Consider the following 21,899-nt stretch of genomic DNA (forward strand, 5'->3'; position numbering starts at 1 on the left):
ATCAGTTAACAGTTATCAGTAGACCTCCGACTAAAGTCGAAGGCTTGAAATACTGAGTTAAATATTTTTTCATCCCCTTAAAAGGGGAGGCACATATCCTCATTTTTTGGTGAAAATGAATAAAATTAAGCAATTTAAACTAAGATTAAGTCATAAAAATATAGAAAATTTTACTACTCCTCCTGACGATCCTTTAGGAGAGTTATCTGACTTTGAGTTAGGGTTAAGAAAGTTTTGTTATTTAATCGTCAAGTTATTGTAGAAATTGGGCAAACTAACTTTAAGGTACTTTTATATCCTGATATTTGTATCTTATTGGAGGATAGATTCACTGAAAAAATAGGAGAGTTATAACGGGATAAAATCATGGGTTTAGATTTCGTTGAAAGTTATTGGTGTCGAATCAAATTTTTTCCTGTTGATTCCCAAATTAAATGTTATTTAAAAGACCTTAGTTATTATTATCAAGAATCATTAATTATCTTGGATAAACAACAAGTTTTGACTCAATTAAAGCAATTTTTAACCGAATTAATCAATCTAGTAGTTAATCAAGGTTATATTAGTTTACAGGATAGGGATGAATTTATTAAACCTGCTTTTGTTCAATCATAGGTACTAAGATAGTTTTCTGTATTTCTTAAGTTAAATTTGCGTTGTTATTGGATGAGATGGTAATGTCAAAGCTTGATATTTTCTAGCTTAAATTTCTTGGTAGTCCTGCATAGTAATGGTTAAAAATAGAACATTTTCTCTACCAAATTAAGCGGATTTGATATTAGAAAAACTTGTTTTTTATAACAGGATTTGGTGCGAAATATGCTGTATCAATTATCCATTATTACAGCAGTTTCACCCCCGCGCGTGAGGTACAAAATTAGTAATTCTGGTAACACAACCTTCCAGGTTGTTACAGCAAACGAAAGCTGTGTTACAAAGATATTTAAGTGTACCTCACCATCCTCATGCATTGCTGTAATTATTCTAACTAGCTTTTTATAACCAGATTTGATATCAATTATCAATTATCCATTATCCATTATTTTAATACCTCATATTACCTTCAATCAAAGCTTTAAACTTAGGATTCATATAAATATTACCAAAAGCAGTATCAGTTTTTGCCATTTCTCGATAGGGTTTACCAGCACCTAAATTAATTGCTTCTTCTAAATTTTCAATAGCTAAATATATCTTCTCTTGCAAAGCATAACAACGAGCTTTATTATAGTAGGCTAAAGAATAATCTGGCTGAATTCTTATGGCTTCATTAAAACAAGCGATCGCATCAGGCCAACTTTCTTTATTTGAGAAAGCTTTACCTAAATTATTCCAAGCTTCCTGATAATCTTCTTTTAGTTCTATTGCTTTCTCATAACTAATAATTTCTTTTTTAGTATCTCCTAAATAAAATAACGTTTTGCCTTTAAAATTCCAAGCATAATAATTATTAGGTTGAAGTTCTATTACTTCTTCAAAACATTTCAATGCTTCGTGATACCTTCCCAACTCAAAAAATGCTTTACCTTGATTCTCCCACACTTGATATAAATCTGGTTTAATTTTTATTGCTTGTTTATACTTTTTAATAGCTTCTCGGTAATTTCCTAAATCACTCCAAATATTTCCTAAATTGTACCAAGCTTGATATAAATTTGGTTGGATATATAGTGCTTTCTCAAAAGAATTTATTGCTTTTCGATATTCTCCTAAATCATTTAGTAGAATCCCTCTATTATACCAAGCTAAATAACAATTTGGTTCCAAACTTACAGCTAAATTAAAATTATTTAAAGCCAAATAAAATCTCCCTGTTTTTTTTAAGGCATTCCCCCGATTATTCCAGGCTTGAGCGTAGTCTGGTTTAATTTTTATTGCCCGGTTAAAAGCACTAATAGCTTGCTCATATTTTCCCGATTTACTAAGATTTACTCCCAGACTATGCCAACCCTGATAATTATCTGGAGAGATTTCTATTTGTTCATCCATTTCATTTTTCAAAGAAGAAGGAAGTCAATTATCAGTTAAATCTTTGGTAGTATTGCATTGTCATAATCATGCCTGATTATTTTGTTTGTGAGGAAGCATAGTAGTGGGAGCATCTTGCTCCCGTACCAAACATTCCTTTCTTGCTCCCGTACCAAACATTCCTTTTCCTATTTCTTTCAGGACTTACGCAAAGGTACTATATGTAGATTTGAAAAACTATTGCGCAATAGTTTTAAGCACTATATCTAGGGTCGTTGCCTAAGTCCTGTCTTTCTTGCTCCCGTACCAAACATTCCTTTTTCCTACATATTATTAATTATGCAAAACTACCAAATCTTTTTTGAGTTTTATCAAAATAATTAAGTAGGAATTTTAGTTCTTACTTCTTACTTCTTACTTCTTACTTCATCAGGATTTACACAACATATTAAATAGTAAAATGCCCCGGTTAAATATATCGGTCTTGCGTAAATCCTGTTCATTATAAATCTAAGCATTTAGCTCTTAGGATTTAGCTATTAGCAATAAAACTATATGCTTAAGGACAAGGTTTAATATAGAATCCGGGTAATTAGTTATCGTAATTTGCAGTTCAGCCTTCGTTTGCTGTAACAACCACCGAAGGTTGAACTGCAAAATTGAATATTTAAGTAGCTATAGAGCTATAAGCGTAAACTGTATAACCGGATTATATATAAATGAACATATACTTTGAAGCTGAATTTCGTAGCAAAATTTTGCTAGCTCAATCAACAAAGCTTTGAAGGCTCACTAAAAGTAATAGCTAATAGCTGTTAGGGCAGATCCTCCGCAGGAGGCTATCTTAGAGCTGAATGCTTACTTGCTAAGTTCATTATAAATAGCCCATATTGCCATTGCTCTTAAATAATGACTAGCTCGAAAAGTACCTTCTGCTGTAATAGCTTCTGGAGTACGAAATTGTAAACCATTTTCATAAATTTGTTCTACCACTGCTTCAGTTATTTCTAAAGCTTCTTTTTTCATACCAATTTGCACCATAAAAGCTGCTAAACCAAAGTTAATTCCTGTCCAAACTTCTAAAGGATGGGTAGCATCAGGATTCTCTGGAGAACCGTCAGGTAACACCCCATTAACTGCACCAAATTTCCCATTATGAAAGTTTTTAAAACAAGAATTATAGACAGTTTTTAAAGCAGAAAATGCACATTCAATAGGTACAATATCTGGTAATTTTAACAGTTTTGCATAAAATTGACCGCATAATTGGTCAGCCATTACTACTTCCGAATTACTCTCACTATCTAAACGATAATACTCCCCATTCCATAGTTTTTCTTGATAAATAGGTAATGCTTTTTCTAACCAATTTTGATACACAGAAATTTGATTATTAATTGCATCTATAGAATTTTTATCAACCTCAGAATGGAAACCTTGGGGTGGATAATAAGGAATTTTTCTGGGATGTTCAATTAACACTTTCCCCATAGCGATCGCTGCCTCCAATGCAGCTAACCATAACCCCCCACAATAAGCACTCACACCCCGTAACTGCCAATCATCAAAAGTTTGGTCTGGCGCTCCCTCATTTTCCGGAATGCCATCATTATCTTTGTCAAAAGCTTTGAGATATGCTACCGTTTCGACAATAGCAGACCAACATTGCCACAGAAACTCGTAATCATTTCCACCAGTCAATAAAAAGTCTCGATACACTTGCAACACAAAATCACTGGATAAATCTTTCCACTGATTACAATCTTGATAACTGGTATAATTCGTCTTTTCCCAGGGATGCTCATTCGGTGCACCCAAATCATGGGGAGTTGCTCCAGCGATTTTTCTTACTGCCGATGCTTGATTATAACCAATAATTCTCGGTGTATCATCCGCCGTCGATATCGCCCGTGCAAACGCCACCAAGACTGACTTTTCTAGATCTGGCCACAACATCAACAGCCCAAAAGAACCATATAATCTCACATCTAAACTCTCGTACCAACGATAATCTAGACATTCCACTACACCAAACTGACCTTTAGGATCACCTTCGCTAGCAGCACTCCAAAGAGTTCCCCCACTGGTGAGATCATAAAGCTCATTAAACAAAGCTGTCTTCAACCAACCAGGTAAATCTTCCCGTTCCAGAATTGGGTTTTGCCAAGTTTCAATATTCTCCCGCCATCTTTGATAATGCTTCATCGCAGTACGAACCATCGACCAAGCATTTTTGCCATTGCGACCATAAAAATCTGTATAACGGCGATAATATGAAACTCCAGCACTAAACTCAGTCACAGGCAAATCCCAAACCAAAAAGAAAGGAATTTTCCGAGTTTTCCCTGGTCTAATAGTGAAACGAACTGATATCGCTACCCCGATCTGTTCTCCCTCAGTTGCAGGTAGTTCATTTTCTTCATCTATGAGAGTACCATCCATCCCAAAGTAATGCCAGATATCTTCCCCGCTACCACTAGGGTTCCACCTTGTGTGATAAGTGACTTCCATACCTGCATTAGCAAACGTTCCAATCGCCATTTGTCCCTCTCCTTCTGCGGGTTCGTCAGCGATATTTAATTTAGTCATCGTGCAACCAATGCGGTGAAAATCTTCCACTAATAGGTTAAAACTATCTGTACTCTCACCCCACAGGGGTTTGTATTCATAGACCGGACTCCCATCATCTCGAACTTTAACTTCTGGTGTTTTCACAAAGTTGGTAAACCAACCAATAGTATTCTGCCAACTCAGCATGATACTAAGAGTAATTGCTTCATCTGTGGGATTATGGGCCGTCCATTCAAATATAGCGATCGGATAACTGGTTTCTTGATAGTTACCTGCCCAGATTGGGGAAAATTGTTCACAACTTAATTGGGCATTAAATACATTTTCATAGACAAACCAACTCCGGGGATAAAGAGCATGATAAGTGCCAGTATGTTCCCCTGCTTTTTCTTTAGGATACCACTGCCAAGCAGAAAGACTGCCATCTGTAGGTGGTTCAGTGGATAAAGCATAAGCTTGTTTCTGGCCTTTTGTTTCTTCAAAAACGCTAAATTGACAACCAGGCAAATTTTGATAAATGTGTTCGCCACCGTCAAGATGCCACAAATTAAAATCGCCCCGTGGGGAACGACCGATAGCACCTGCACCAAAGCCTCCAAGGGGCATTCCGTGCCAGGGGCCATCATCCAGATTACTGCTATAACGGACTTTATAAGGTTTGTCCCAATCAAGACCAATGGAACGATTCCAAGTATAGGGAGGAATGTTAGGGTTAGGATTTTGTTTATTCATACCCTATATTTTATTAAGTTAAAAGTTAAAAGTCAAAAGTAATTAAGGTAGGGAGTAGGGAGTAGGGAGTACTTAAGAGTTAGGAAGAATGGGAGTTATAGAGGAATTAGTTGTCAGAATTGTCAAGGTAGGGAGTAGGGACTAGTTAGGGCTTGCTGATTAAATTTGAAAGTCTTTACAGATAAACCTTTTAGCATTTTTAGGTAGGTCAAAAGTACCAGCTTTTAAGTCTTGAAAGCTAAAAAGTCTAGGATTTTTGGCTAATTGTGACAGAAAATCAAGGGATAACTCTTCTGGCTACCTCTTCTGTAATTCTTATTCCTTCTGGATTGCTGGATTGCTGGATTCTGGCTTCTCCCTGCTACTAAAAGACTGAAGAAGCGCAAATCCTAGATAGGAAGAGCGATCGCAAATTCTGTTCCCTTTCCTAGTTCAGAAGTAACTTCTATTTTTCCCCTATGCTTTTGAATAATTTGATAAGAAATTGACAACCCTAAACCAGTTCCCTTCCCTGTTGGTTTGGTTGTAAAAAATGGGTCAAAAATTTTATCTGTAATTTTAGGTGGTATTCCTGGACCGTTATCTCGAATTTTGACAAATACTTGGTCTTGAGCTGCCTTTCCTGTTTGAATCACAATTTGTTTCGGTTGAATATCCGACTCCAATATCGCATCAATAGCATTAGAAATTATATTCATAAATACCTGATTTAATTGAGCTGGATAACATTCTACTAAAGGTAAATCCCCGTAATTTTTGACAATTTCAATTTCACGTTTTAGCTTGTGATTAAGAATTAACAGGGTGTTATCAATGCCTTCGTGAATGTCTACAGATTTGAGGTGACTTTCATCCAGTCGAGAAAAATTCCGTAGCGACACTACAATATTCTGAATCCGATCAGTACCTATCTCCATAGAAGAAATTATCTGGGGCAAATCAGATTTAATGTAATCAATATCAATTTCAGTTATTAAATCTTCTATTTCTGGATGCGAATCAGGATACACTTGTTCATAAAGACTGACCAAATCTAATATATTTTGTGTATATTCCTGAAGATAACTTATATTACCATGAATAAAATTGATTGGGTTATTAATTTCGTGAGCTATTCCTGCTACCATCTCTCCCAGACTAGACATTTTTTCGGTTTGAATTAACTGTGTCTGGGTGTTTTGTAAGTCTTCCAAAGCTTGTGTTAATTCTATCGTCCGTTTTTCTACTTTTTGATTAGCTAACTTTAAATCTTGAGTGTACTCTCCTACCCATTGAATGAGTTGATTGAAAGAAAGAGCTAATAACCCCACTTCATCATTAGTGCTGACTGTAGCTTGCAACTCAAAATTAGATTCTGCTGTCACCCTTTGAGCAGTTTTAGTCAAACTCTTGAGAGGGCGAGCGATCGCTTGACTGGTATAAATAGCTAAACAAGTAGCGATCGCTGCTGATAGCAAAATACTGCCAATAGTAATTTTTTGACGTAAAGTTTCTGAATGGAACATTTCGTGATTAGCCATGTTTTGGTTTTGTTCCACTTTATTGATTAACTTGTTTAACTTTTCAGAAAGCTTTTCAAACTCAATGCGAATTGCAATTGCCTCTTGACTTGTATTGATAGCTAATATTTCTTGTTTGGCAGTTGAAATATCTTCTGGTCGCAAATTAATCGGATCTATTTCCTGCCAACTTTTCTCCATTAATTGACTATATGAATTCCATGTCTGACGATAATCTTGTAATATAGACTGAACAATTTCTGGACTCATGTCTAATTGATTAGCTTGATTTTCAACCATCTCATCAAGAGCAACAATTATTTCTTTTAATTGCTGACTCTTACCCAAGAACTTGGTAGTTTCATATTTAAACCATACAGGATTTCCAATCACAACAGCTAATTGTTGAGGATGGAATTGTACCTGCCAAATACAATTTTCTAATTCCTTTAACAGACTTAATTTCCTGTTTGTCAATTCTAGCTCTTCTACAGTTATTTTGTGGTAATAATTTCCTGCCATTAACCCTACCGCTGTACCCAACACAGCAATGCCAATTACCAGAGAATAACCATAACCAATTTTTTGGGCAATACTCAAACCTTTGCTCCAGCGCTTAACTGGAGAGAAAAGTTTCCCAATTTTCATACCAAGTTCCTCATCAGTAGCCTTTTATACCATTTTATTTATATCAACAGTCAGACTTTATCAGCCATAAGTTAGATTTAATTAACTAAAAACTTTCATAAGACAATAGTTTCAGTTAATTATTAGACATTTTCAAGTTGAAAACTATTTGTGACATCTTTAAAGTGAATAGGTCAGGACTTACACGGGAGGCACTATATATAGAGTCTTGGTGCGTTGTGCGCTTTTCATGTCGCGCAGCGTTTCGGCGCTTGAGCCGATATATAAAGCGGAGCTTTGCGGAACGCAAAACGTACCCTACCAATAGCGTTCATGTGCAAGTCCTATAGGTATTAATTTTATTATACCAAGCTTAAAATATTTAGGACTTACGCAAAGCAAGGTATTTCTGTCATTGCTGGTTCCGCAGCTTTGCGTTAGCAAGCAACAGTATTTGCGAAACAGTCCGTCAGAATAGCAACCTCAAATAACCAAAATTCGTTCCCAATGCGTAAGTCATGATATTAATCCCAAAATACTAGGACTTACACGGGAGGAAGTCGGTTTCTAGGATAAATCCTTGTTTTGAGCAATAGATGTCTATGATCGTACCGGGTTTTTGGGTTCACTTGCGTAAATCCTGAACCCAAAAAAGCAGCATTTTTCCTTCTACCTTCTACCTTCTACCTTCTACTTACTTAATAAAATTTTCATTCCCCATTGCTTTATAAACCTCACGAATCATATCATAATCACTATCATTAACAGGAGTGAAGGTAGAACCCGTGAACTTAGAAGCAAAATGTGGCGTAGAAAGAATTGCTCGCAACAGTATATCCTGATTTGCCAACATCCGCTGGCGAATTTCATCTACCAACATCGGTTCTAATTTGCCACTACCAAGAAATACATCACTGGGCAATAGTTCACCCTGGATAAGTATGGGATAATCTTTTTGGGATAAACCCTCATCTCCTAGAGTTTTTTTGTATCTATGTAAAACTCTTCCCCAGGCATCAACCTCACCATTTTTTAATGCCTTCAACTGATAATCTTCTGAGTTAATAATTTTCACATCTGATAGCGGGTTCAACCCGGCATCTATTAGCATTTTTATCTGCGCTATATGATTGCCTGTGATACCTATTTCACCTAACTCAATTGTTTTACCTTTCAAATCAGCTAATGACTTGATTCCGCTATTTGCACGGACTGCTATAATAGCACGATAGTTAAGGCGTGTTAGGGCAACAATGGGTATTGCATTTGTCCTCGCTCTAATGATTACATATTCTGATGGTCCAACATGAATTAAATCTACCTCATCCAACTGTAATGCTGTTGTGGCATCGACTAGGTTATTAACAGGAAAAAATTCTATTTTTGTTTCTAATACATCTGCCAAAGTAGTGATAAATTGACCATATTCCTGCTCTAATTCTGCCAGACCTTGAACATCGCTCACAGCAAATAGCAGTTTCTTTTTATTCTGAAGCCAAAAATTTCTATTATCTGTGATTGTTGTACAACCTGCAATAGATAGAAAAAAATACCAAAGGAAATGACGTCTTAACATAATGAATAATTAATCAGGACTTACACGGGAGAAACCCGGTTTCTACAGTAAATCATTGTTTTTGACAATAAATATCCACGCTCGTACCGGGTTTCTGAGTTCGCATGGCTTTAGTCCTGTTAATAATTAATAATTAACAATTAATAATTAATAATGGATAATTGATCGTAGAAGAAATGTAGGAGGTGTAGGGTGGAAGTCCGTTTTTATGAATGCAACTTGTATATATTCCAAACCATTCAATCCCCACACTTCCCACTCTCTCCTGTAAGCAATCTCTAACTCACTCTAACTCAAAACCCAATTAACTAGAGTCCGAACCCCGTAACCAGTTGCACCAGTATTATTGTAACCATCTTCTGCATCTACCCAAGCTGTACCAGCAATATCTAAATGTGCCCAAGGTGTATCTTTAATAAACTGCTTCAAAAATAAAGCAGCAGTAATAGCACCACCAGGACGAGGACCCGTATTTTTCATATCAGCGTGGATAGCTTTCATTCCCTCGAAATATTTCTCTTCCAAAGGCATCCGCCACATTTTCTCTCCTGATTTTTCTGCTGCTGCTGTTAGTTCTGCTGCTAAGTCATCATTGGGACTCCACAAACCAGCAATATCATTACCCAATGCTACAACGCAAGCACCAGTCAGAGTTGCTAAATCTACAATTGCATCTACTTCCAATTTTTCAGCAAAAACTAACGCATCTGCTAAAGTCAAACGACCCTCTGCATCTGTATTGTTAACTTCAATAGTTTTGCCATTGGAAGCAGTGAGAAAATCACCAGGGTGCATAGCATGACCGCTAATCATATTTTCAGTGACAGCGCTGATAAAGTGAACTTCCACATCTGGTTTCAATTGAGCGATCGCTTTCACTGCACCAAAAGTTGCACCTGCTCCACTCATATCAGTTTTCATCATTTCAATGCTACTACCACCTACTTTGAGGTTTAAACCACCGGAGTCAAATGTTAATCCTTTTCCAACTATGGCTAGTTTGCGACGGGGAGTACCTTCTGGTTTGTAAGTGATATGAATAAATTTTGGTGGTAAGTCAGAAGCTTGAGCAACTCCCAAAAAAGCTCCCATTCCTAGTTTTTCGCAATCTTCTTTTTCCAGAATTTCTAGTTCTAGACCAAATTCTTGAGCTAAAGCTTCAGCAGTTTCTGCCATAGTTATTGGAGTACAAGAATTAGCGGGTGCTGCTACAAGTTCCCTGGCAAGAATAACTCCAGAACAAATTTGTCGGGCGCGGGCGATCGCTTCATCGACACCAGCTAAACTAATTAATTCTACTTTTTCTACATCTGTTCCTAGATTTTCTAGTTCCGATTTAAAGCGATTATCTTGATGGAGAACTAACTCAATGCCTTCAGTTATAGCTGTAGCTGTAGAATTAGCATCTTGACATATTGGCAGACTAATGCCTAGAGTTTTACATCTCTCCTGTTTTGCCAAACGTCCAGATATCCCTGCTGCTTGGCGTAAAGTATCTAATTTTAAGTCTTCTGATTTACCCAAACCCACAATAATAATTTTGCGAATAGGGTTTTTACCACCGACACGAGTTGAGGCGCTACTGTTAATTTTACCCTTAAATTCTGTTTCTGCAATGAGTTCAGATAAAGTACCAGCCAAGAGTTCGTCCAATTTGGCCATGTCCCCGGTTAATTCTATGGCATCTTCAAATAAACCAATAGCTAGGGCATCTCCGGCCCATTCTAACTGAGATGTATTAGTTGCTCTAATTTCCATGTTGATTTCTTTTTAAGTATTAATAGAATATCTTAATCTGTTTTATATCTATTTCAGGAATGTTCCATAGGATTTGGTCTCGAAAAAAGAGGGAGAAAAAAAAATTAATAGATATTTCCAAAAATAAAAAATAGAATCAATTATTGGAGAGAAATTATCTATTCTTTCCCCCTAATTCCTACTTCCTACTGCCTTTTTTCTGAAGATATTATGGAAATAGCAACTTTGAAAAAAAAATCAGATAGATAATACAAATTTGACATTAAAATCTAGAAATCACCACATAATTGAACGCTAATTTGACGACTGTTTCATAGTATGTATAAGATTATCTATTATACTCTAAAAATAAACACTATTATGAGTGAAAAAAAAATGGCCTCCCTCAGCAAAAAAAAACAATTCTGCTGAGAAAGTAAAAGATACATCCCACTATAAAGCTCAATATATTCAGAGTTTTGTGTCCAAATGGGATGAGTTAATTGATTGGGAAACTAGAGCCAAAAGTGAAGGCAGCTTTTTTATTGACATTCTCAAACAGCATGGGGCTCAGAAAGTCTTAGATGTTGCCACAGGAACTGGTTTTCATTCGATTGGCCTCCGCCAAGCTGGTTTTGATGTTGTTAGTGCCGATGGTAGTCCAGAAATGTTAGCCCAAGCTTTTGCTAATGGTCGTGATTATGGCCTGATACTACAAACAGTACAAGCAGATTGGCGTTGGCTCAATCGTAATATTGATGGCAAGTTTGATGCAGTAATCTGTTTGGGGAACTCTTTTACTCACTTGTTCTCAGAACGCGATCGCCGGAAAGTTCTTGCTGAATTTTATGCGGCTTTGAAACACGATGGTATACTTATTTTAGATCAGCGTAACTATGACGCTATTATGGATGTAGGATTTTCCTCAAAGCACATCTACTATTATTGTGGTGAGAATATCAAAGCTGAACCAGAATATGTGGATGACACTTTGGCAAGATTTCGGTATGAGTTCCCTGATCAATCAGTCTATCATTTGAATATGTTTCCTCTGCGGAAAAATTACACCCGACAGTTAATGTTGGAAGTGGGTTTTCAGCGGATTAAAACTTATGGTGACTTTCAGGAAACTTACCATCAAGAAGAGCAAGACTTTTTTATTCATGTGGCTGAAAAAAGTTACGATAGCAAACTTTCAGAGAATAATACTATGGACTATTCCCCAACTGTTAATACTGCTCGTGAATACTATAACAGCGATAGTGCTGACAACTTTTATGCTACCATGTGGGGCGGTGAAGACATTCACATAGGTATTTACCAGAGTGAAAATGAGTCAGTATTTGATGCTAGTCGTCGCACAGTAGAAAAAATTGCTTCTTTGCTAAATTTGAGTAAAGATAGCAAAGTTTTAGATATTGGTTCTGGATATGGAGGAGGCGCTCGTTATCTGGCTAAAACTTATGGTTGTCGGGTACATTTCTAAATTTAAGTGAAGCTCAAAATAAACGAAATCGTGAATTGAATGAGGAACAGGGTTTAACATCTCTAATTGAAGTGATTGATGGTAATTTTGAGGATATTCCCTTAGAAGACAAAAGTGTAGATATTGTTTGGTCTCAAGATGCTATTCTTCATAGTGGAAATCGGATTCAGGTTTTCAAAGAAGTACAACGGGTACTAAAATCTGGTGGAGAATTTATTTTTACCGATCCCATGCAAAGTGATGATTGTCCGGAAGGAGTTCTGCAACCTGTTTTAGACCGCATTCATTTAACTTCTCTAGGTTCAATAGGTTTTTATCAGAAAATTGCAGATTTATCAGGTCTCCAAGAAGTTGAAGTTATCGATCTTTCGGAGCAGTTAGTCAACCACTACCAACGTATTCTCAAGAGCGTAGAGGAAAATCATGAAAAAGCTGTGGCAGCAAGTGGTGAGGAGTATATTGAACGGATGAAAACTGGTTTGAATCATTGGATAGAAGCAGGAAAGAAAGGTTATTTATGTTGGGGAATATTAAAGTTTGTTTGTCAAGATTAAATATCATTAGAATTACGATTAATTTACTCCATCTCTAGACATTTAATATCAATCAATAGACATCTCTAAAAATAAAAAAATCAATCCATTATCGGAGAGAAATTATCTATTCTTTCTTTCTATTTCCTACTCCTTCTTTTCTGGAGATGTCTATCTAAATAGGGCTTGCGTATGGAGATATAAAAGCATTGACAGATAAAGCAGTAATTTATTTGTTGGGAAAAAGTACCAGCTTTTAGAGCAAAAAGGTTAAAAAAGATAGCACAAAAGGCTCACACAAGAGTAGAAAAATTAAGAGGTAATTCTTCCAACTAATTCCTCTATAAATCCTATTCCTATTAAATTTCCCTCCTGGGAGGGGTTAGGGGTGGGTTTACTCCCTACTCCCTATTCCCTACTAACTACCTTAACCACCAGACTTTATTCAGCAAGGAAACCCTAAATAGATATATAGATTGATAATTGGAGATGATATTATTTATGAGAAATTAACCATAATTCTTGAGTGGAACACCTAGAATACGGATGCTGCACAACCTTATGAAAATGATATTACGATTCTCTTAATCTTTTGATAATATCTTTCCACTTACAAAACTGGTAAATTAAATAGGACTTACACGGGAGGAACCAGGTTTCTAGAATAAATCGTTGTTTTCAGCAGTAATAATCTAACCTCGTACCGGGTTTCTGGGTTCATTTGCTTAAGTCCTATTAAAGTCAAAACCATAATCCTTACTCATAACTGATATCAAATCCGGTTAAACAGTTATAGATTCCTTAAGTCTTTAGGAATCAGGAGTCAGGAGTCAGGAGTCAGGCTAAAATTGTTAGGTTTTGATTGATATTGGGAATACTAAAATTAAAGGTAATCAACATAACTAATATCAGCATATCAACTTATGAATAAGAATCTAATATGGTTTTTTGTAATTCTAGCTATAGTTTTTGTCACTGCTGGTGACAGTCTAGAATTTATGCCCAAACCTCTCCAAAATGCTAGTTTAGAAAGTCGTAAATTTGTGGTGGGATTATGGCCTCGTTGGTTGAAACCTAAAAATACTAATCAACGTACAGAAGAAGCACTAGAAAAGTTGGAAACTCCTGCTCAAAAATAATAGTTTAAAAAAAGTAAGGGAAGAGAAAAATTTTAAAGTGGTAGTGGTCTACAAGTAGTGATTTTTGCAGTTTCACTCCTGACAGTCAAAGAGATTTGCTTCTAAATATCGGTACATCTACAACACTACCCTTAAAGTTATATTATGTGTCTAAAATTTAACTAGGTTATACCAATTACTATGCATTAATCCTATAGTGAGCGCGATACTTAAACATCTCAATAGTTACCAAGATTAAAAGTCTGTTATGTAACAATTATTAGTCGGAAAGGTATAAATTTTTCCTATTTTTCCTTTCCCCACACTGACTACACGAACCACACTTTCTCACCGAATTAGATATAGGATTATTTTTGAGAAATCGTATTAGGTACGTTTTCTATAATTAATATTTCTGGCTCAAAAACTCTAGCTATTTTGATTAATTCTCTAAAAAGATTATTTCTAGAATATTTAGGTTCTCCACCATTTTTATTACAAATAGAATACCTTTGACAAGGAGGAATACTAATGATAATTTGTGGTTTATTATTACTCCAAATTGCTACAATATCTTTTTCATTTTCATTCTCCACCCCAAAATTGTGGGTTACTGATAAAAGTTCCTCTAATTTAGAGGTGAGGCGATCAAAAAATTTGAGAATGAAAATACCCTGCTTAAAAGGGGAGGCTTGAGATCTCATTTTTTGGTCAGGAATTTTTACCTTACTCCTACCCTTAAATTTAAGGTAACAAATTTGTCAATGGTTATAATTACTTAAGCACCCACAGTTGTTCAAAATTAGTTTTTTTGAGATTTATTCATCCGTAGAAAAGGTATAAATTTTTGCACTCTATATTGACGAAAAATAGAAGGTTGTAGCTTTTTATAGGGAAAATTTATGATTTTTAAACACAACATTAGCACAATAAACTATGTATCCAGATGATACCAAATCCCTGAAATAACGCAAGTAGGTGAAATATTTTGTAACAATTAGCCGAAATCAGATTTATTTTGATAAGCAGAAAAAATAATAATAGTTGATTATATTTTTTTTACTTATGTTTTGCGTTCTTGTGGGAAACTGTTTTTGAATTTTTTTATAGAAGAAGGCGATCGCAACTTCTGTAAGGAAGATTTTAAATAGGGAATCAACAGAATAAGTAATTAATTTTGCAAGATATAGGGCTGCGCGCAGGGAACAGGGAACAGGGAACAGGGAACAGGGAACAGGGAACAGGGAACAGAAAGAATGAATCGCCGATAATATAAGGCTTTTATCTATTAATCCTTGATTTTTTTAGCATTTTACGGGCTACATTTTCTGTTAAACCAGTTGACTGAAATTAACGTACTAAAGATTAATAATGATTGACAATTTATTTTATATAATATCTAAATACAGGTTTAACAATAAATAAAGTCGGATTTTCCTCTGAAATTTTATCTATGAAATTTTGTCTTTCTCAGGATAGTAATATTTGAAATAATTCTGGTGATGATAGTTGGGATTTTTCTAATATTTGGGAAACAGAAACAGATTTTTCTGCTTTGCTAAGTTGAGACAGTAATTGTTTTTCTCTTTTAGACAACCTTGGAAAATGTTGTTGTAAAATATTGGTTAATTCATCGGATAAAAATAGGGGTTGATAACTTAAATATTGAGCTACACTTCTACCAAATAATTTTTTGATTGTCTCTCCTATTAATTTTAACCATTACTGAAATCAACCTCCTCAGATTAACAATGATTGACAATTTATTATTCTCAATATAGGTTTAACAATAAATAAAGTCGGATTTTCTTCTTTAATTTTATCTATCAAATTTCGTCTTTCTAAGGATAGTAATGTTTGAAATAATTCTGGTGATGATAATTGTAATTTTTCTAATATTTGGGAAACAGAAACAGATTTTTCTGTTTGGCTAAGTTGAGACAGTAATTGTTTTTCTAATTGAGATAATCTTTGAAAATGTTGTTGTAAAATATTGGTTAATTCATCGGATAAAAATAGGGGTTGATAACTTAAATATTGAGCTACACTTCCACTAAATAATTTTTTGATTGTCTCTCCTATTAATTTTAACCATTGAGGATTACCTTGATAGAAATTTATCAACTCTTGCCATTTTTATTCATCTAATAATCCTTGATTTTTTAGCATTTTACGCCCTACCTTTTCTGTTAAACCAGTTAACTGAAATAAACGTACTGGTGAGTCTTTATCTGTAAAGTTGAAAATTTCTAAAGGTGGTTCCCAAGTATTAAGAATTAAACAACTATTATGAGGAAGTTCGCCGATAATTTTTAGTAGGTTGCCATAGTTTTCATATCCTGGTTTATAGTTACCGACAAGTTGTTCGCTATTTAGTATTTTTTGTAGATCATCAAGAATAATTAGACAACGTATCTCCCGTAATTTTTCTATCAGTATTGATAGTTGAGTATCCGTGTTATTCGGGAGGTTTATTTCTGTTACGTTGGAGATAGTTTCTATTAAGTTTTTGAGAGTTAGGTTTAAGGGTGGAGATGTGCGGAGGGTACGCCAGATAATACGGTCGAAGTTAGATTCTATTTGGGGGATGAGGTGACGAATAATGGTGCTTTTACCAATACCGCTGATTCCGGAAATGGTGATGAGGCGACAATGATGTTTGAGTATCCAGGTTTTGAGAGTAGTAAGTTCGGTGGAGCGATCATAGAATGTTTTTTTGATATTTGGTGCGTCTCGGAGGTCGAGTTTTGGCAGTGGGGTTTTATTTTCGTTTATTGTTTGTTTAGTGGGTGATTTTGATTGAGTTTCTTCTAGAGAGTTGGTGTTATCTGTACAGAGATTAATATTACCTTTTACATAATTACTTTGTCGTCCGAAATTCAATATACTTGAAAAGTTAGAAATTTGATATCTTTCCATCGCAGCGAGGAAATTTGACTTACGAATTTTTTCATTTAATTCCTGAGAAATAAGTTTCCATAAATTTGAAGCGACATTTCCCACATGAAATTTAGTGCAGCGATATTCTTTAGCAACCTTTGAGTATTTTTCCCCTTGCCAAGTAGCGCGTAATATGGCTTTTTGCAGACTATCAAGATGTTTGCCAGTTTTATCGAAAACTATATCATCCACAAACCTTAAAACTTCATTAAGAGTCATTGGTCAATATTGGTTAGGAATAAATTCCTATTGTATCCGATCTTTTCTTAATATTTAGGAAAAAATCTGATATTTTCTGATTGTTATTTTGAGTCATAGATTATTTTTTCTGAGATTTGATTAGTAGTAGCTCTGATTATGTGTCGTAGTAAATTATTAGGTATTAGATTACTTGGCGAAACTGTAAAACTTTATTTTACATATAAGGAAGTAATCCGAATCAAAAAGTATTTGGAGAATATCTAACATAATGAAAAATACAAATTTTCAATCTATTCTTCTATCTTTAGGCGTTATTTTATTGCCACTCACTGTTAGTAATTTAGTATTAGCAAACATTTCTGCTCAAGGATTAAAAACCACCTTAAATAGAACTTTATCAGGTACATACGACGAAGGAACTTGGGGAGGTAAAGGTAGTAACGAAACATGGAATCATTCATGGACAATGGTAGGTGATACAGTTGTTCAATTAAGTAATATTAAAGAAGTTGATGGTGAATTTACAGCCAATTTAAAAATAGCTTGGAAATGTAAACATACTAGAGAAGATTATAATTTTGCTGGTATCAGAAAAGGTAAATATGATGATAGATATTCTGGTCATGTAACTGCTGAAGTTGCTGTGGGAAGTATAGCAGGTCAATCAAAGATTTTTGTAAACAATATCAATAACACATACCCAAATTTTCGATGTGGAAATAGTCTTGTAAATAAACTCAAAAAGCTCAATCAATCTGAACTATAAAATTGTAGAGATGCTAGCAGTATAGTTACTAAATATTGATGGTTTTAACAAATATAAAATTTGTCAGATTTGCCGACTATATTGATTAGTCAAATTTTGGTAATTAATTAATCTTCCCGAAACCATTAATATTTAGTAATTCTAAAAAGTAATGTTTTCGGAGATAAGTAAATTAACAGGAGTGTCAAATATTGACGAATTTATTATTATTGATTTTTTTAAATAAAGATAAAATTTGTCATATTTGCTAGCTGCATTGATTAGTCAAATTTTGGTAATTAATTAATCTTCCCGAAACCATTAATGCTGAATATATTCGTTAGTTAAACTTTCTATCTCATCTATCAAGGTCTAAAGTTAGATATATCAAATTTAGTATTAGTTATGGTAGACAAATTTTGATGAATCTATATCAACAGTAAAAGTGATGATATTTACCCACCTTACTTATTACTGTAGACCAGTAAGCAGTAAATAAATTTAGCAAATATTGATTTGATTAATAAATATAAAACTTGTCAGGTTTGCTAACTACATCTATCACCATAAACATTCATATTTAAGGATAAATATAATGTTTAAAAACTTCAAAAAAATAGGCTATTGTTTTTTAACAGCAACGGTCTTGATACTCGGCATTAGTTCAAAAACAAATAGTCAAAATACTGCTCCTGGTTTATGTCTGAGACATACAAGAATAAGTGGTTCGTCTGGAAATGTGATAGATACTAATTGGATATGTTCAAGAGCAGGTAATTTTAGTAAATGGATTGGACTAGGAGATGATACAGGTTGGAAGGATCAAGAATTAGCTTTTAAAGCGATTGGTGGTGCAGAAATTTGTTTAGAGCATACTAGAGTTAGTCCTTCTAGTGGATTACTCAGAGATAGCAAATGCAGTAGATCTTATAATGATATTCAGTCCGTAAATTTAGGAGATGATACTGGTTGGAAAGATCAAAAATTGACCTTTACTATTTATACTCCTAGAGAAAATTACGAAATGTGTTTACAACATAGAAGAAGAAGTGGTAGTTCGGGAAAAGTAATTAATACTGGTTGGAAATGCGCTTCTGAGTATAATCAAGAAACTATTTATTTAGGAGATGATACTGGTTGGAGAGACCAAAACTTAAGATTTACAATAAGAAATAGATAACAACTTTAGAAAGGGAAAAATAACTGTTTCTTGAAATTTTAATTATTTCAGAATATTCGATCTATTAGTTTGGCGTAAAGTAAACTTTTAATAGGAATAAAAATTATGAATCCACAAACATTATTCAATGTAGCCAAAACATTTCCAATAGTCAAAAAAAGAAAGTTATTTAAAAACTTATTGTTGTATCCTACTGCACTTTTAACAGCTCTAAGTTTAACTTTTTCGATACAGGAAAAAACTAACTCTGTTGATGATGATATTGAAATAAATTACCAACTCGAAGTCTGCAACGAGTATAAAAAAATAATCTATGTAGCTAGGGCAAAGTCTGAATCTTATCTAATAGCTGGAGATAGAAATTATGGCTCTCCATACGGCCGAAGAATAACAGCATCAAAAGTTAGAGGATGGATTCCAGTTTCTCCTAACAAATGTAAAATTTTTTCCACCTTGTCATTAGGTCTTGAACGTCCAAAATATTCACGTTATCTAGGTAGAGAAAGTTCTCTATATATAAAGAGTTCTGACAATAAAAGTTTTCCTCCACAACACATAACAAGTTATAGAAATTCTCAAGGAGGTAACACTACAAAACCATCATTTTGTGTGACTGATAAAGGTTTTAATTTCTCTTCCAAAGGTCATCAACTATCAGGTTATCAATGTCCTCGTAATAAACCTGAAGGTGCATATTTTGTTATATTTGAGCCAGTTTATTCTAGTAAAAATAAGATAGTTTTTCGCTAGATTTTGCTTATGGTAAGCAAATTTTGATAAATTTTATCAACAGTAAAATTTGCTATATTTGCCTCTCCAGCTCCTGGCGATCGCTGTAAACCAGGAGTAATAAAAAATAGATAATAACTTTAAGAAAGGGAAAGATAACTGTTTCTTGAAATTTTAATTATTTGAGAATATTCCATCTATTAGTTTGGCATAAAGTAAATTTTTAATAGGAATAAAAATTATGAACTCACGAAAATTATTGAATCTAGTCACAACATTTCCAATAGTCAGAAAAAGAAAGTTGTTCAAAAACTTATTGTTGTATCCTACTGCACTTTTAACAGCTCTAAGTTCAACTTTTTTGATACAGGAAAAAACCAACTCACAACTAAATATTAATACTGAAATATTTTACAATGTTAAAGTCTGCAACGAGTATAAAAAGAAAATATTTGTAGCTAGGGCAAAACAGCGAGCTTATTTAGTAGCTGGAAATAGAAATTATGGTAATCCATACGGTGTAAGATTAGAAGTATCAAAAGTTAGAGGATGGGGTTCAGTTCTTCCTAATGAATGTCAAGGTTTTCCGATTCTAAAATTAGATGTCGATCCTCCAAAAAATTCACGGTATTTGGATACACAAGACTGGATATATATAATGAGTTCTGATCAGAAAAAATTTCCTCCACAAGACATAAAAAGTTATAGAAATTCTCAGGGAGGTAACTCTGTAAGACCAGAATTTTGTGTAATTAATAAGGTTTTTAATTTATCTTCTAGAAATTACCAAAAAACAGGAACTAGAATTTGTCCTGGTTATAATATAAATAAAAAATCTACCTTACCTCAAGGTACAGACTTTGTTAGATTTGAGCCAGTTTCTCCTCAGAAGGATAGCATAGTTTTTCCCTAGATTTAGTTATGGTAGGCAAATTTTAATGAATCTATATCAACAGTAATATTTGTTATATTTGCCTACCCTACTAGGGTGTTTAACTCGAAAATGTGGGTTCAAAAAAACCTAACCCCCCAACTCCTTTCTCTGGGAGGAAAGGAGGAGTATCTCTCCCCACTCAAAAGCAGGAGAGGGGTTGGGGGAGAGGTTTTCATTGACTCAATTTTTACCTATAAATAAATCTAGATAAACTACTACTTATTCTTTCAATTTCTAATTACAAACACTTAATTTAACTAACCATTTCCACAAAAATTCCGATTATCTTTCTCGAATCTTTAATATAGTAATTCTCTACATCAATAAACACTGAACTATTTTCCAATTTCAAAAATTTCCAAACATAACCAGTAGTCACCGCACCATAAATAAAAGGAACATCTTTACCATCTTTTTGATTATATATTTCCGCAGCAACCATTTCGGCAATACATTGTCCTAAACCACTAACTATTCTTTCACTTTTAGCTTCTACAAGAACAACTACAGGAGTATCTAAATATAATTGTTCTGGAGATTGACTAATAATAAAATCACAAAATCCATTCAACCCTTTATCCCGATCTACTGAAAAATCTATACCCGAAAAAAAACTGATTTTAAGTTGCCTTTTAATCTCCAGCAAAATATTAATAATTATCAACTCAGAACTAGCTTTTTCCGTAGCGATCGCTAAAGCAATAGGTACATTTTGCTTTAAGGTCTCATCCAAAAGATTACTAATTTCTACAGGTTCAATTTGAGAAAATAAATCTTCTGTTTCTATAATCTTTAAATTAAACTCAGTTTTGACTTTTTTTAAATCAAAATCACTATATGACATTTTACTTATTCTTGATTTCCTAAATCATAATTTTTCTATTTATTATAAATAATTTTATCTCGGAAATTCTACTCTTAATTACCCATTTTATTTTTAGTAGTTTCTCTGTCTATAGATTGTGCCTTTATTGCACTTTTATTTGTTTATTTTTAATTTAAAAAAGCTATAGATATTTATCACTTTAGCACTAAATAAGTAGTTACATCAGTATATTACCTTTAAACAAGAAACCAAAATAAAGGGGCGGGTTTAGTTGGGAAATTTATTTGATAAACTTTCAGAAGAAAGGGGTGAGTTTAGTAAGGTTAAAAGTTTTTAATTAAGTTAACTGAAAAACCTGCCTCTACTTTGGGAAATTTATTTGATAAACTTTCAGAAGAAAGGGGTGAGTTTAGTAAGGTTAAAAGTTTTTAACTAAGTTAACTGAAAAACCTGCCTCTACTTTGGCAAATTTATTTGATAAACTTTCAGAAGAAAGG

The 21,899-nt window shown here is 34.1% G+C and carries 18 protein-coding genes; 9 read left to right on the forward strand and 9 right to left on the reverse strand.

All coding sequences use genetic code 11. The annotated features are described in order from the left end of the window. Positions 1-115: 115 nt before the first annotated feature. Together VKJ25_RS10185 and VKJ25_RS10190 are read left to right on the forward strand one after the other, a co-directional pair. On the forward strand, positions 116-262 hold the full coding sequence (locus tag VKJ25_RS10185; RefSeq protein WP_324236521.1) for a hypothetical protein: 147 nt from the start codon (positions 116-118) through the stop codon (positions 260-262). 104 nt (positions 263-366) lie between these two features. Continuing rightward, positions 367-615, forward strand: coding sequence for a hypothetical protein (locus VKJ25_RS10190; protein ID WP_324236522.1), 249 nt, complete (start codon positions 367-369; stop codon positions 613-615). A 429-nt stretch (positions 616-1,044) separates the two neighbouring features. On the opposite strand, the gene VKJ25_RS10195 is transcribed toward VKJ25_RS10190, so the two are convergent. The 5 genes from VKJ25_RS10195 to VKJ25_RS10215 form a co-directional block, all read right to left on the reverse strand. Continuing rightward, positions 1,045-1,989 carry a tetratricopeptide repeat protein gene (locus VKJ25_RS10195; RefSeq protein ID WP_324236523.1) on the reverse strand — a complete coding sequence of 315 codons (945 nt, stop codon included), beginning with the start codon at positions 1,987-1,989 and terminating at the stop codon, positions 1,045-1,047. Between the two features lie 837 nt (positions 1,990-2,826). After that, entirely contained in the window at positions 2,827-5,271 is a 2,445-nt protein-coding gene (locus VKJ25_RS10200) for a GH116 family glycosyl hydrolase (protein WP_324236524.1), read from the reverse strand. Between the two features lie 389 nt (positions 5,272-5,660). Further along, positions 5,661-7,418 carry a sensor histidine kinase gene (locus tag VKJ25_RS10205; RefSeq protein WP_324236525.1) on the reverse strand — a complete coding sequence of 586 codons (1,758 nt, stop codon included), beginning with the start codon at positions 7,416-7,418 and terminating at the stop codon, positions 5,661-5,663. A gap of 673 nt (positions 7,419-8,091) precedes the next feature. Further along, positions 8,092-8,973 (reverse strand): phosphate/phosphite/phosphonate ABC transporter substrate-binding protein, encoded by an 882-nt coding sequence (locus VKJ25_RS10210; RefSeq protein ID WP_324236526.1) that lies wholly within the window; start codon positions 8,971-8,973, stop codon positions 8,092-8,094. Between the two features lie 288 nt (positions 8,974-9,261). After that, positions 9,262-10,731, reverse strand: a complete 1,470-nt coding sequence (locus tag VKJ25_RS10215) for a leucyl aminopeptidase (protein WP_324236527.1) — start codon at positions 10,729-10,731, stop codon at positions 9,262-9,264. A gap of 364 nt (positions 10,732-11,095) precedes the next feature. Between VKJ25_RS10215 and VKJ25_RS10220 the strand changes: the two genes are divergently transcribed. From VKJ25_RS10220 to VKJ25_RS10230, 3 genes are all read left to right on the forward strand, one after another. Beyond that, the gene (locus VKJ25_RS10220) at positions 11,096-12,196 is read left to right on the forward strand and encodes a glycine/sarcosine N-methyltransferase (RefSeq protein ID WP_324236528.1); all 1,101 of its coding nucleotides are present in this window, start codon (positions 11,096-11,098) and stop codon (positions 12,194-12,196) included. Further along, on the forward strand, positions 12,178-12,750 hold the full coding sequence (locus tag VKJ25_RS10225) for a class I SAM-dependent methyltransferase (RefSeq protein WP_324236529.1): 573 nt from the start codon (positions 12,178-12,180) through the stop codon (positions 12,748-12,750). Before VKJ25_RS10220 ends, VKJ25_RS10225 begins: the two co-directional genes overlap by 19 nt. Before the next feature lie 902 nt (positions 12,751-13,652). Next, entirely contained in the window at positions 13,653-13,868 is a 216-nt protein-coding gene (locus VKJ25_RS10230) for a hypothetical protein (RefSeq protein WP_324236530.1), read from the forward strand. Between the two features lie 347 nt (positions 13,869-14,215). On the opposite strand, the gene VKJ25_RS10235 is transcribed toward VKJ25_RS10230, so the two are convergent. The 3 genes from VKJ25_RS10235 to VKJ25_RS10245 form a co-directional block, all read right to left on the reverse strand. Next, positions 14,216-14,551: a DNA cytosine methyltransferase gene (locus VKJ25_RS10235; protein WP_324236531.1), complete on the reverse strand. Its 336-nt coding sequence runs from the start codon at positions 14,549-14,551 to the stop codon at positions 14,216-14,218. A 1,036-nt stretch (positions 14,552-15,587) separates the two neighbouring features. After that, positions 15,588-15,971 (reverse strand): hypothetical protein, encoded by a 384-nt coding sequence (locus tag VKJ25_RS10240; protein WP_324236532.1) that lies wholly within the window; start codon positions 15,969-15,971, stop codon positions 15,588-15,590. A 12-nt stretch (positions 15,972-15,983) separates the two neighbouring features. Next, complete coding sequence (locus VKJ25_RS10245; protein WP_324236533.1) at positions 15,984-17,006, reverse strand: ATP-binding protein; 1,023 nt, start codon at positions 17,004-17,006, stop codon at positions 15,984-15,986. Between the two features lie 250 nt (positions 17,007-17,256). Here VKJ25_RS10245 and VKJ25_RS10250 point away from each other — a divergent pair, with 250 nt between their 5' ends. From VKJ25_RS10250 to VKJ25_RS10265, 4 genes are all read left to right on the forward strand, one after another. Further along, the gene (locus VKJ25_RS10250) at positions 17,257-17,754 is read left to right on the forward strand and encodes a hypothetical protein (RefSeq protein ID WP_324236534.1); all 498 of its coding nucleotides are present in this window, start codon (positions 17,257-17,259) and stop codon (positions 17,752-17,754) included. A gap of 574 nt (positions 17,755-18,328) precedes the next feature. Beyond that, a complete protein-coding gene (locus VKJ25_RS10255; protein ID WP_324236535.1) occupies positions 18,329-18,913 on the forward strand; it encodes a hypothetical protein in 585 nt (194 codons plus the stop codon). Positions 18,914-19,018: 105 nt separating this feature from the next. Next, entirely contained in the window at positions 19,019-19,663 is a 645-nt protein-coding gene (locus VKJ25_RS10260) for a hypothetical protein (RefSeq protein WP_324236536.1), read from the forward strand. Between the two features lie 220 nt (positions 19,664-19,883). Then, positions 19,884-20,555, forward strand: coding sequence for a hypothetical protein (locus VKJ25_RS10265; RefSeq protein WP_324236537.1), 672 nt, complete (start codon positions 19,884-19,886; stop codon positions 20,553-20,555). 274 nt (positions 20,556-20,829) lie between these two features. On the opposite strand, the gene VKJ25_RS10270 is transcribed toward VKJ25_RS10265, so the two are convergent. Beyond that, positions 20,830-21,420, reverse strand: a complete 591-nt coding sequence (locus tag VKJ25_RS10270; RefSeq protein WP_324236538.1) for a hypothetical protein — start codon at positions 21,418-21,420, stop codon at positions 20,830-20,832. Positions 21,421-21,899: the final 479 nt, after the last annotated feature.

Source organism: Okeania sp. (assembly GCF_035285525.1).
In the GTDB taxonomy this organism is placed as follows: domain Bacteria; phylum Cyanobacteriota; class Cyanobacteriia; order Cyanobacteriales; family Microcoleaceae; genus Trichodesmium.

Coding starts and splice junctions, on each gene's coding strand:
- VKJ25_RS10260 (WP_324236536.1), top strand. CDS start 19,019: ATGAATCCACAAACATTATTCAATGTAGCCAAAACATTTCCAATAGTC.
- VKJ25_RS10245 (WP_324236533.1), bottom strand. CDS start 17,006: ATGACTCTTAATGAAGTTTTAAGGTTTGTGGATGATATAGTTTTCGAT.
- VKJ25_RS10270 (WP_324236538.1), bottom strand. CDS start 21,420: ATGTCATATAGTGATTTTGATTTAAAAAAAGTCAAAACTGAGTTTAAT.
- VKJ25_RS10230 (WP_324236530.1), top strand. CDS start 13,653: ATGAATAAGAATCTAATATGGTTTTTTGTAATTCTAGCTATAGTTTTT.
- VKJ25_RS10250 (WP_324236534.1), top strand. CDS start 17,257: ATGAAAAATACAAATTTTCAATCTATTCTTCTATCTTTAGGCGTTATT.
- VKJ25_RS10200 (WP_324236524.1), bottom strand. CDS start 5,271: ATGAATAAACAAAATCCTAACCCTAACATTCCTCCCTATACTTGGAAT.
- VKJ25_RS10265 (WP_324236537.1), top strand. CDS start 19,884: ATGAACTCACGAAAATTATTGAATCTAGTCACAACATTTCCAATAGTC.
- VKJ25_RS10215 (WP_324236527.1), bottom strand. CDS start 10,731: ATGGAAATTAGAGCAACTAATACATCTCAGTTAGAATGGGCCGGAGAT.
- VKJ25_RS10255 (WP_324236535.1), top strand. CDS start 18,329: ATGTTTAAAAACTTCAAAAAAATAGGCTATTGTTTTTTAACAGCAACG.
- VKJ25_RS10195 (WP_324236523.1), bottom strand. CDS start 1,989: ATGGATGAACAAATAGAAATCTCTCCAGATAATTATCAGGGTTGGCAT.
- VKJ25_RS10235 (WP_324236531.1), bottom strand. CDS start 14,551: ATGAGATCTCAAGCCTCCCCTTTTAAGCAGGGTATTTTCATTCTCAAA.
- VKJ25_RS10210 (WP_324236526.1), bottom strand. CDS start 8,973: ATGTTAAGACGTCATTTCCTTTGGTATTTTTTTCTATCTATTGCAGGT.
- VKJ25_RS10185 (WP_324236521.1), top strand. CDS start 116: ATGAATAAAATTAAGCAATTTAAACTAAGATTAAGTCATAAAAATATA.
- VKJ25_RS10205 (WP_324236525.1), bottom strand. CDS start 7,418: ATGAAAATTGGGAAACTTTTCTCTCCAGTTAAGCGCTGGAGCAAAGGT.
- VKJ25_RS10190 (WP_324236522.1), top strand. CDS start 367: ATGGGTTTAGATTTCGTTGAAAGTTATTGGTGTCGAATCAAATTTTTT.